We start from the raw sequence: 10,573 nt of genomic DNA, 5'->3' as shown, positions 1-10,573 counted from the left end.
TTGCAATTACAATAACAGTATCGTGATACTGTTATTGTAATTGCAAGCCGTCAGCTTGTCGCCCTACTCAGGCCATCTAAATCCATCTTGTTTGCTTCCCATTTCCTTTGTCGAAAGTAGTCAAAAAGCTATATAAAACAATCGACCGGTCTGCGAATACTAAATCGCCCAGAAATTCCCCGCTGAATCGCAGGTCAAGATTTATGTGCCTTTCCAATCTATACGATTAAAATATTATATATAAATTACCAGCGCAACTATTATATATTTTACCTCGCCTGCTCACTTGACTTGAGTGAAACAATATCCCAAGTGATAAGTATACATAATGGATTCACATGTATTTATATGCCATTTAATGGAAAATATATCTAAATGTGTTTGGCTTCACGTCCCTCAAGGTTGCAGAAATGGATTGACTATCGCAATCAGCTAGCAGACCATCGCTCAAAATGACAGGGGTAGCGAAATCAACATGTCGCCAGAGCGCTTTAATCAATGTCTGCGAGTCATCCGCTGGACGCCGATCAATATCGCATCCGCCCTGCAATGCGAGCTTTCGTGGATCGAGGCCCTTGAAGCGGGCAACAACGCCGTCCCTGCCGGTCTAGCCGAATGGCTCGAAACGCTTGCACAAGCACATGAGGCTCTTCCGCCGCCTATCGACTACAGAGGCACACGGTCGGACCTCTGATCGTCAACACCGCCATCTTAACAATTACCGGATCACATACTATGAAACATGTCATTGCAGCCCTGAGCCTCACAGCTTTTGCAAATCCAGCTCTTGCCGCGTCCTGCGAGAAAAACTTCAGCGTTTCCGGCCTACCAATGGTGACCGCCGTGTCTTACAAGTCATGGCAGGAGTTGCCTAAAGCAAAAGCCCCTATTGTCCTGCAAAAACTCGCGCAGGCCGTGGCCGCTGAAGGCTTTTCGGGTATCAAGATCGATAAGTCCTTGTCATCAATTGACGCCCATCAGGAAACCAGCGGAAGCGGCAGGATCCAGACGCTTCGGGTTGTTGCCAGGCAAAAAGGTGCAGCAGTTCGAATCGACGCCGTGTTCAATATTCAAGCCGGACAGGTCACCGATAAAAATATCGTCCGCAAAGGAATCTGCAACATCATAAACGGCGTTTAGGGCGGGCTTAACGACCGGTCCAGCAGTACGAGGCTCATGAACATGAAACCAACCGGCTCATATCAGCTGCCATCGAATAAGAAATGGTAGAGGGATGTGCATCAGTGTGTCTCTCAAATTATCACTGCCACGGATCAACAATGATAGCACCTTCCTATTTTTCGCCAAACCGCTCATCATTGACGGCGATAAGCAGGTCATAATCCGAGAGGTACCTTTCGTTGTCGGGACGGGCGATGAAAGCAACACTAGGGCGACTGTTCGCCGCCCATCAGCAATGTTGATAGAGAGCTAGGTGCCAACGCAAGGGTCACGGCTCTCGTCAAATGACAAAGCGCTCGCTGTATTGCCGATCAGATTTCTCAGAGTGCTTGATTGCCGAATATATCGACGCTATACTGCGTCATTAAAAGCGTCAAAAACTATGGAGGCGTTTATGTCCATTGCTCAATACGCTGACGACGGAATGTTTGCACCGAAAAAAATTGCAGATGTATTCCATACGACGAGTGACGACATTGCTCGTACCGCCGGACTGGGTAAAGATGCAATTCAACGCAAGGAGCGCATGAAATCCGACAAAACTCAGCGGCGCCTGCGCGAAATGGTCGAAGTCGTCAATAAAGTCGAATCGCGCTTCGGGTCAGCGCTCATGGCCTATGCCTGGTATCGATCGGAACCACTGGCTGGCTTCTCGGGTCATACTGCAATGCAACTCGTGCGAGACGGCCGTGCTCACGAAGTGCTCGATTATATAGATGCCATCGACGCTGGCGTTCATGCTTGACTTTGTCGATGCAGTATCGAGGTAAACTCTATCGAGCACTCAACCCCCTCTATGCTCGTGAACCGCTTTCCGGTCGCGGCGCGGAACTCTATGGTGGCAGGTTCAATCCTAAAGGCATGCCGGCACTTTATACGTCTCTCACCATCATGACCGCTCTCAGGGAAGCCAATCAAGCTGGTAGCCTGCAGCCAACCACTCTTGTCTCCTATGAGGCGGACATCGATCCTCTCTTTGATACACGCGATGGTAAGGCGCTTTATGATTATGATCTTGACGTCCACACTCTCGGTGCCAACTCTTGGCGAGACGATATGAACACGTTCGCTGAAGCCCGCACGCAGCAGCTTGCGCGAGATCTAAAAAGCGCTGGCTTTTGTGGGTTGATCGTCAAGAGCTTCGCTCAGGGCGCAACGGAAGACGACCTCAATATCGTCCTTTGGACCTGGGGAGCTTGCGCCCCGCATCGCCTGACCTTGATTGACGATGAACGCAGACTATCGCGTTAATACCGCGATGCCACCGGTCCCTCTTCTTCTGTCATGCTCTGACCTCAAGATCATGCACACGCTCAGAAGCCATTAGGGCACCTTCCAGCGCCCGGAGAAAAACATTTGAAGCCCTATGTTTGTACACCGGCTTCAGTGCCGTAAAATGCTTACGTCGCAATCCGAGGAGGACATCTTCCTCAATCCTCATACCGACCGTCAACCATTCGAGCCCGCTCCACTCAACCTTGCGAAGCGCTACCAAATCCATAAGTGCCCGAAGAGGTTGGGCAACAAACGCGACCGAACCATTGAGCGGCACACGGTCAACACTCGTCATAAACCGAAAATCGTTGATCGCCAGAGGATGATAACTGAAGGTCCCGAACTCGGGCGTCGAAAAATCCTGACTCTTGCGGCCGGGTGAGACACTGGCGGTGACAAACACCGCCTCCGGAATCCATCCATGGAACGACAGCGCTGTTTCGAAAGAAATATAGCTGCCCGGCACGAGGTTTTGGGCGATGGCAAAGGGATGAACCGGGTCACGTCGATGACGCCGCGCCATGACATAACAACCCCGCTTCAGGCGAATAAGAGACCCGTCTTTCAAAGCGCGGTTGACAAGGCCATACCGACGCGCGTCACTACCGCCAAGCAACTCGGCGAGTTGCTGGTCATTCACAAAACGATCAGCCAATCCGGCTGCAAAAATCTGGTCCGCCAACGAAGACATATTTCCAGATACTTCCATTTTATGAAAGTTTCAAGAATTTTCCAAATGCGCCGTATCAATTATTCAAAGGATCACTCTCTACAGAGACATATGAGGTCATCCTTATTCGCCACGAGGATGGTGAAGATCAGACGCAGGAAGAGTTCGCGGAAATCGGCCCGCGGATCAGCGGCATTTGCCCGCATGAAGTCGATAATCTCCGTATAGGAACCAATTTCAGTTCCCGTCTTCCCCAAAGCAGTGCGAGCCGAAATGTAATGAATACGTGCGCTCCCACGCCGGTCAAACCGCTGAATCAAAGCGACTGGGTATGGCGTATCGGCAAGTTCCAGCCTGACTTCCGGAGTTCGAATGCCACAGGCCCGGGCAAGGCGGAGCGTGGCCTACAAATCGTGACTGGAGTTCTGGCGAGAGCACTGCCTTCCTCCACAAGCTGACCAAAGCTATAGCTGCGGAAAGCATCTCCGGTATCCAGGTCAACAGAACATTGTTTTCGTTTGATGCGTACCAAGAGACTAGCGGTAGCGGCAGAATGCGGATTGATGCAGTCTTCAACAAAAAGCGCAGATTGAAAAACCCTGAAGCCTCCAGGCTTGGAGAGTCAGTTGGAATCGCCGCTCTTCAGCAAGGTCTTCTCTCAAGCGTACCGCCATATCCATGCGCTCGTGGAGAATGCTCATCGCACCGAAATCGCCATCATCTGGCGTTCGGAAGAACAGGTAATGGCGCTCGTAGCGGCTAAAATGTGCCTGAAATGACGCCGGAAGATCAAAGACCTCATCCGGCGCTTACGTCGCAAATAGTTGCGGGCGTGCGCGTTGGCGCCGCGCACAATACCACTAGGCGCGCTGAACGACAGTCAACATTCTCTCTCGAGTAGCGAACCACTCTTCGGCATAGTCGTCGTTCTTGTATTCTTCGAAATATGGACCGCCATCGGTGAAATGGACATTGTCCGCAGCCGGATCATGGTCGTACTCGTTGACGAGCCAATTCCAGCTTGCCGGAATTTCTCCGATCAAATCTTCCGACTCGAGCCACTTGAACTGGTGGAGCTGCAATCCGGTGGCCGTGTTGACGTAGTCCTTGGTCAGCGCCTTGCACTTTGCATTGTTGAAGAGGATGAAGCTCGACCAGTTCTTCTTCTCGTATTTCGTCTGTGTCTGTCCGAGGAATTTGGTTTCGACCTTTGGAACATAGTCATGCTTCACGCACATCGCGGCATAACGGTCATCGCGCATATTCCAGAGCTTGGCGATATCTGAACGCATCAACATATCGCAGTCGGCAAAAATGGCCCAACCCTCGAAGTTGCACAGATAGGGAACCAGAAAACGCGAGAAGGAAAATTCCGTTGACTGGAGCTGATTGCGCTCCCGCGTGAAAATACCGTCAAGATTGCTGAGCGCGATCGGCATAAACTCCACGGGAATGGAGCTCTTCTCTTGAATGCTCTGGCAAAAGACATGGTAGGCGACAACTTCCTTGCTGTCGAAGCCAATAAATACGCGTGCCGTCTCAGTCATGTTGTCTCCCATTTATAGCCTTGAGGCCGACTGGACCCGATTACCGACGCCCTCAATTAGGACACGGTATATTATGCGGTGTCGAGGCATAAAAGGCGAAAAAGCGTTCTGAATGGGAAACATGTCATTCGCTCTTCGGGTGATAGACGATGAATCACAATATGGCAGAAGCAAACGTCTCGCCATTGACTGTCGGCGCGTCAGTCCTGCCGAACGGCGACATCACTCAGGGAATGAAGCGAGCAACGGTCCCGCGCCTGACAAGTCCGATATCTGCCGCTTCTCGTTGAGACCTCGACGTTATAGTGCAGCCAACGATAGTGATGGCAGACGAAGATATCGGAGTGTTTGACGGTATATTGAGGCTTGCTTCTGCAGTCGATCGCACCGATCTTCACCGAAGACTGGACGGCGTTTTGCCGTAGGGAGATTCTGCTGAACTCGCCTTAAGGTCACTCTCGACTTTATTATTTACGCCATACGGGGTGATTGTCGTCGACGGTCTCGTCAAATGACAAAGCGCTCGCTGTATGCATGTCGCTTTACCTGAAGCGGCTAGAAGCGGGAAAGTTTATCTGGCCCGTCAGCCAGAGTGGCTCCGCCGTGCCAGTGTCGGCGGCGCAACTCGGCTATCTCCTGGAAGGGATCGACTGGCGCAATCCACGCTGGACACAGCCGCCTTCGAAAGCGGGCTAACTGCCTGCACTGCTCTGTTTTTGTTAGTCTTTCAGCGCGCTGCATGGGAGCTTTCTGGCATGGACGATGCTGCTTCGGAGATAGCCAGACTGCGCGCCGCGCTCGCGGAATCCGAAGCACGTGCCGCGTCTACCGAGGCTGATCTCGCACAGGTGCGCGCTGTCGTGACAACGTCGGAGGCAGTGATCCGGCACCGATGGAACTGCAGCTTGAGGAACTCGAGGCAGATGCCACCGAAGACGAGATCGCGGAGGGACGCGTTGCGCAGAGGATCACAAGTGTCAGCGCCGTCGACCCACCCGCAAGCGGTTTCCCGATCACCTGCAGCGCGAACGGCTGACCATTGAAGCTCCTTCGACCTGCACCTGCTGTGGCTCAGCCCGGATCGTGAAGATGGGCGAGGACATTACCGAGACGTTGGAGATCATTCCGCGCCAGTGGAAGGTAATCCAGACGGTGCGCGAGAAGTTCACCTGCCGGGACTGAGAGAAGATCAGCCAGCCACCGGCGCCCTTCCATCCGACACCGCGTGGAGCCACCACTGGGGTCGCGAAGTTGCCAAGCTTGGTCATCAAGTAAAGCTGATTGCGCCCATTTACGTCAAACCGTTCGTCAAGCGTCAGAAGAATGATGCAGCCGATGCAGAAGCCATCTGCGAAGCGGCAATGCGACCGACTATGCGTTTTGTCGCAGTAAAAAGCGAAGAGAAGCAGGCAGCGGCGACGGTATTCAAGGTACGTGACCTTCTCGTGCGGCAAAAGACCCAGATTATCAATGCGCTACGTGGTCTAATGGCAGAGTTTGGAATTACCGTTCCGCAAGGCCCCTCGCGTGTCGGCATTCTGATCAGTTACGTTGAAGACGATAGCTCAAGCTTGACGGCGGCAGCACGCGCACCCTGCTTGGCATTGGTTTCAACATTGCGAGCCCTCATTGATAAGCTGCGGGAACTCGATCTGGAGATTGCGCGGAGGGCTCGGCACGATGATGTTGCCAAACGGCTCATGAGCGTTCCCGGCATTGGGCCTGTCATTGCAACTGCGCTCGAAGCCTTAGCGCCGCCAGCTGAGACATTTACACGCGGTCGAGATTTCTCTGCGTGGATGGGTTTGACACCGCGGCAGCATTCGTCTGGGGGTAATGCTGGTACTAACGCCAGATCATCGCTTGGATGGCTCAGTTCGCGAAATGACTTGGCCGGACGCACACGATCAGACTGACATAAGGTGGCAAAATGATCGGCATCGCCTGGGGAAGGATGACAAGTACCAGACCTCTCAATCCCCGAAGACCGGAGGAGAGGGCAGCCTCTTTTTGACCGACCGGCACAGATGCGAGTCCGGAACAAATGTTGTGAGCTCCATTCGCCCCGCCCCACTCTTAAGGCCGGTCATCAAATCCGGCAGGGCTTCGAGAATGTAGGCAAAATCCATGTTCATCGTCCCAAAGGTGACTGCACAAAGCTTGCTGAAGATGGAACCCTGGCGGCAGTTGCCACCAGGGCCAAATCATGCAGTTACTTCACCCTACGCAAAACGATCAATCGATCACATCGATATCCTTCGGGCACCATTGGGTGGGGGGATATGATTATAACAGTCACGACGCTCTAAGATAAAACTTGCGCAAATCCAGTTACTATACTAGATTTGCGGAAATGTTATAGGAACCTTCCATGAAGCAAATCGATCTCATGTTCCGCACAATGGTCGCGGAGCTTCAGCAACGGACTTTCGATGCTCAGTGGTCGGCAGACTTTCCGCCAACAGGCCGCTTCGTCAAGGTAACGGTCGATAATCGCGCATATTGGTACTTTGATCAACCGAATGGCCAGGGTGGTCAGAAACGGCGATATGTAGGGCCGGTCGATGATCGGGAAATTACGGCGCGGGTCGAAACCTTCAAAGGCGAAAAGGATGATTTCCAAAACCGTAGAAAGATGGTCGCTGCTCTCACGCGCGAGGCGGGCATGATAGCACCTGATCGCTTCACTGGCACAGTCATCGAAACACTAGCAGCGGCCGGTCTATTCCGTCTTCGCAGCGTCCTTGTCGGCACGGTCGCATTTCAATGCTACTCTGCGCATCTCGGTGTCCGCCTGCCGATGGCCGCGATACTGACCGGTGATGCAGACCTGGCGCAAGACTATGCAATCTCAAGCGAAGTACAGGATTCAATACCACCAATTGTTGATCTGCTGCAGAGCGTCGATCCCTCCTTTCGCGCACTGCCCCATGTTTCCGGCTCGCCCCTCTCTAATGCCTTCCGTAATTCATCTGGCTACCGGGTGGAGTTCCTGACGACAAATCGAGGTGGTGAAGATTACTCGGACCAACCGGCAAAGATGCCCGCTCTTGGTGGTGCGTCGGCCGAACCTTTGCGGTTCATGGATTTCCTGCTGCGTGATCCGGTCCGAACGGTTCTGCTCCACAGTGCCGGCGTCTCAGTCGTTGTGCCTGATCCGTCAAGATTTGCAATCCACAAGCTGATTGTCGCCGGTCGTCGTAAAGATGATATCGGTGGTAGAGCCAAAAAAGCTAAAGATTTACGCCAGGCCGGAATGCTATTTGAAGCATTGCAAGAAACAGGCGATGGCGCAAACCTCGCTCACACTCTCCGTGAAGCTTGGGATCGAGGTCCTTCATGGCGTAGCGCTCTCACGGCGGGCGTCGATGCCGTCGACAAGCAATACCAACTAGCCGTCCATAAGATTTTCGCGATTCTTCCGACCGATGAGGTCCATCACCATAGCACGTGATGCTTTTTCCACCAAGGCTCTGACGTCCAAGCTCTTGGCGCCAACACCTGGCGAGCCGATATGAACGCGATAGGTGAAACCTGCACGCAACGGTTTGCACGAGATTTAAAAGCGCTGGCTTTTGCGGATTGATCGTCAAGAACTTCGCTCAAGGTGCCACGGAAGACGACATCAATATATCCTTTGGACCTGAGGCGCTTCTGCCCCCATCGTCCCGCTTCTCAGGCGTACCTTACTTCCGCCACGCGTGCCGTTCAGATCGGCGCTTTAAGCGCCCTCTCACAAACACCCAGAACTGCATGCTGTAACAGCTAGATGCGCTGCGCCATCCTGTAGAGCAAAGCAGGAGTAGCCCATGGCCGCCAGCCCGATGCCGAAAAGCGGCCTTGCTTCCAATGATCCTGACATGCACGTCACCACAATACTGCTGATGATCTGTACTAGCCGAGTCCGGTGTGACGATCCATCAAATTGCAGCAGCCTCCTTTGAGGTGTTCCGTCGATGACCTGATGAAGGAACTCCTTGTGTGTGGTCAATGGCGACTGGCCTCACTGACCGACCAATCGACATCCAGCCCGATACACCTTACACTGCATATTGGGCATTTCAGTCCTTAAAACTGTTCATCTGAACGATCTCTCATTTGTCCATGGCGCTCGCTTGCGTGCACTGGCCGTTAGAAAGCACATCATGGCCCAAAAGCCCCGCAGACCGCTCGATCCAAGAGATGCCGCCGAAGCTCTGTTTGCCGCTCCCAAAAAGGCTGCGGCACCCGCCGTGGAAAAACGCGCCATCCCAACGACCAAGGAGCTCGTTTCCTTAAAGATCGACAGTGACGTCCTGGCATATTTCCAGGAAGATGGACCGGGCTGGCAGGAGCGGATCAACGATTGTCTGAGGATCCAAATGTTGGCCCGGCGCGACAGCGAGGATTGAGCCGACAGCCGGCATAGGCCAAGTCTCAGTTACAACGAGACATTGCGGTTTGCGACGACGGATACTCTTGTTTTGCTATCGAGGACAATGTGCAGGTCCCGGATCATACCGGCAGCCAAAAGAAATGCGTCGCGGACCTGATTATCGTCGCGCCAGCCTCGTTCTACCGATAGTGCTGTTGTGTGAATATCAAGCGATATATCGCGGCCCGGACCTGTGGGTATGCCGATGGCGCCTCGCAACTCCGCAATCATTGCAACGGCACGCTCCAACGCCCGGCGTTTTTGGAACGCGTCAAGGTGCTCCATGCGATTGGCATCTCGAACAAGTTCGCCAATAAAATCCGTTGTCAGGCTCATGGTCGAAAAATGCCGGAACCATTTGGTCTTGCAAGTCCCGACATCGAAATAAACACCGGACGCCGCCGTTTCACTCGATCTGTGATCTAACGGCATCACCGAGCAAGCTTGTCCTGTCACTGCAAGGCGAGGTTGCCCATGGGAACCCTACCGTCCCTGTCATCTTAACCTCAGTGAGACAGATCGAACCGAACTCTACGGAGATGATATGAACGTCGAGCACTTTATGCTGTCAAAGAGCGACTGGATCCCCAACAACGAGACCTTGCCAGTGATCGTCTATCGCCAAATCGCCCCATGTATGGACTCAGGCGCATTCGAAGATCTGTTTCTTAAAAATGGATGGACCGGCACCTGGCGAAACGGCGTCTTCGATTACCATCACTATCATAGCAGCGCCCATGAGGTTTTAGGGATCGGTCGTGGTCATGCTGCGTTACAAATCGGTGGGTCAGATGGACCCGTTCTGGAGATATCGCCGGGAGATTGCCTGGTCCTGCCTGCCGGGACGGGCCACAAGCGGTTGAACGCTTCGCCGGACTTTCAGGTCGTCGGCGCATATCCTCCAGATCAGGAGGTCGACATACAGCGCTCAGCTCCGACGAAAGATATGCTAAGAAAAATCAAGGCGCTTGCTACTCCAACAAATGATCCCGTAGAGGGTTCGCCGGGTGCTTTGCAGAGGTTATGGGGCAAAAGATAAACACCCATCCATCACGCAACAGCAATCGAAGTTACCGGCCGTGGATATCGTTCACAAAAACGGGGAACGAAATCCGTCATAAGCAGTTCGTATCGATTGAGTGGCGTGGCGGCGCCACCGCTTGCATGTTGACCACGGATGTACTGGCAACAGATGATGACAAGCGACAGAAGGTCGGTGCAGTTGCCCCGACCTTTTTGTTTCCAATATGTTGAAGAGAAATGCTCAGGCCGGGCTTTAACGCTCGTAAAGCCTAAAAAACCGATTTGTGGTCCAAGATTAGCGGTCCAGGCAGCACCCATAAGGCGGCGACAGACTGGGTAAAGAGGTCAACAATCGAGACATTTTACAGGTCAGAATTCGCACAAGGTGAACCGCCCCGGCCTTGCCGGAGACCGTTTGGTTTAAGTTATGCGGCCAATGCTGGTGCGTCCAGCATGGCGTAG

At 53.2% G+C, this 10,573-nt stretch carries 13 protein-coding genes and 2 pseudogenes; 11 read left to right on the top strand and 4 right to left on the bottom strand.

Features of this window, described 5'->3' with window-relative positions:
* The first annotated feature begins 475 nt into the window (after window positions 1–475).
* The 4 genes from ABUK73_RS23235 (at window position 476) to ABUK73_RS23220 (ending at window position 2,433) form a co-directional block, all read left to right on the top strand.
* Window positions 476–694 carry a hypothetical protein gene (locus tag ABUK73_RS23235; RefSeq protein ID WP_353579301.1) on the top strand — a complete coding sequence of 73 codons (219 nt, stop codon included), beginning with the start codon at window positions 476–478 and terminating at the stop codon, window positions 692–694.
* 41 nt (window positions 695–735) lie between these two features.
* A complete protein-coding gene (locus ABUK73_RS23230) occupies window positions 736–1,140 on the top strand; it encodes a hypothetical protein (protein ID WP_353579300.1) in 405 nt (134 codons plus the stop codon).
* Window positions 1,141–1,576: 436 nt separating this feature from the next.
* Window positions 1,577–1,927: an MbcA/ParS/Xre antitoxin family protein gene (locus tag ABUK73_RS23225; protein ID WP_113090084.1), complete on the top strand. Its 351-nt coding sequence runs from the start codon at window positions 1,577–1,579 to the stop codon at window positions 1,925–1,927.
* A gap of 8 nt (window positions 1,928–1,935) precedes the next feature.
* Window positions 1,936–2,433 (top strand): RES family NAD+ phosphorylase, encoded by a 498-nt coding sequence (locus tag ABUK73_RS23220; RefSeq protein ID WP_113090083.1) that lies wholly within the window; start codon window positions 1,936–1,938, stop codon window positions 2,431–2,433.
* Between the two features lie 31 nt (window positions 2,434–2,464).
* On the opposite strand, the gene ABUK73_RS23215 is transcribed toward ABUK73_RS23220, so the two are convergent.
* Together ABUK73_RS23215 and ABUK73_RS23210 are read right to left on the bottom strand one after the other, a co-directional pair.
* Window positions 2,465–3,148, bottom strand: a complete 684-nt coding sequence (locus tag ABUK73_RS23215) for a type IV toxin-antitoxin system AbiEi family antitoxin domain-containing protein (RefSeq protein ID WP_353579302.1) — start codon at window positions 3,146–3,148, stop codon at window positions 2,465–2,467.
* A 71-nt stretch (window positions 3,149–3,219) separates the two neighbouring features.
* Window positions 3,220–3,516 (bottom strand): annotated as a pseudogene (locus tag ABUK73_RS23210) (HipA domain-containing protein); the annotation flags it as partial.
* Between the two features lie 237 nt (window positions 3,517–3,753).
* On the opposite strand from ABUK73_RS23210, the gene ABUK73_RS23205 reads away from it, so the two are divergent.
* Entirely contained in the window at window positions 3,754–3,906 is a 153-nt protein-coding gene (locus tag ABUK73_RS23205) for a hypothetical protein (RefSeq protein WP_353579299.1), read from the top strand.
* Between the two features lie 81 nt (window positions 3,907–3,987).
* On the opposite strand, the gene ABUK73_RS23200 is transcribed toward ABUK73_RS23205, so the two are convergent.
* The gene (locus ABUK73_RS23200) at window positions 3,988–4,674 is read right to left on the bottom strand and encodes a glycosyltransferase (protein ID WP_353579298.1); all 687 of its coding nucleotides are present in this window, start codon (window positions 4,672–4,674) and stop codon (window positions 3,988–3,990) included.
* Window positions 4,675–5,208: 534 nt separating this feature from the next.
* Between ABUK73_RS23200 and tnpB the strand changes: the two genes are divergently transcribed.
* From tnpB to ABUK73_RS23175, 5 genes and pseudogenes are all read left to right on the top strand, one after another.
* Window positions 5,209–5,370: an IS66 family insertion sequence element accessory protein TnpB gene (tnpB, locus tag ABUK73_RS23195; protein WP_353579297.1), complete on the top strand. Its 162-nt coding sequence runs from the start codon at window positions 5,209–5,211 to the stop codon at window positions 5,368–5,370.
* A gap of 59 nt (window positions 5,371–5,429) precedes the next feature.
* Window positions 5,430–5,853 (top strand): annotated as a pseudogene (locus tag ABUK73_RS23190) (IS66 family transposase zinc-finger binding domain-containing protein); the annotation flags it as partial.
* Window positions 5,808–6,590 (top strand): IS110 family transposase, encoded by a 783-nt coding sequence (locus ABUK73_RS23185; RefSeq protein ID WP_454892410.1) that lies wholly within the window; start codon window positions 5,808–5,810, stop codon window positions 6,588–6,590. The pseudogene ABUK73_RS23190 and the gene ABUK73_RS23185, both read left to right, overlap by 46 nt.
* A gap of 455 nt (window positions 6,591–7,045) precedes the next feature.
* Complete coding sequence (locus ABUK73_RS23180) at window positions 7,046–8,128, top strand: nucleotidyltransferase family protein (RefSeq protein WP_113089868.1); 1,083 nt, start codon at window positions 7,046–7,048, stop codon at window positions 8,126–8,128.
* A gap of 691 nt (window positions 8,129–8,819) precedes the next feature.
* Entirely contained in the window at window positions 8,820–9,065 is a 246-nt protein-coding gene (locus ABUK73_RS23175; RefSeq protein WP_113089532.1) for a BrnA antitoxin family protein, read from the top strand.
* Between the two features lie 29 nt (window positions 9,066–9,094).
* Here ABUK73_RS23175 and ABUK73_RS23170 read toward each other — a convergent pair whose 3' ends face one another.
* The gene (locus ABUK73_RS23170; RefSeq protein ID WP_353579296.1) at window positions 9,095–9,424 is read right to left on the bottom strand and encodes a hypothetical protein; all 330 of its coding nucleotides are present in this window, start codon (window positions 9,422–9,424) and stop codon (window positions 9,095–9,097) included.
* A 208-nt stretch (window positions 9,425–9,632) separates the two neighbouring features.
* Here ABUK73_RS23170 and ABUK73_RS23165 point away from each other — a divergent pair, with 208 nt between their 5' ends.
* On the top strand, window positions 9,633–10,127 hold the full coding sequence (locus ABUK73_RS23165) for a cupin (protein ID WP_353579295.1): 495 nt from the start codon (window positions 9,633–9,635) through the stop codon (window positions 10,125–10,127).
* The last annotated feature ends 446 nt before the right edge of the window (window positions 10,128–10,573 follow it).

Source organism: Agrobacterium vacciniicorymbosi (genome assembly GCF_040427045.1).
Lineage (GTDB): Bacteria > Pseudomonadota > Alphaproteobacteria > Rhizobiales > Rhizobiaceae > Agrobacterium.
Note: the sequence above shows the minus strand (reverse complement) of the source record. Positions and strands in the feature narration are given on the sequence as shown.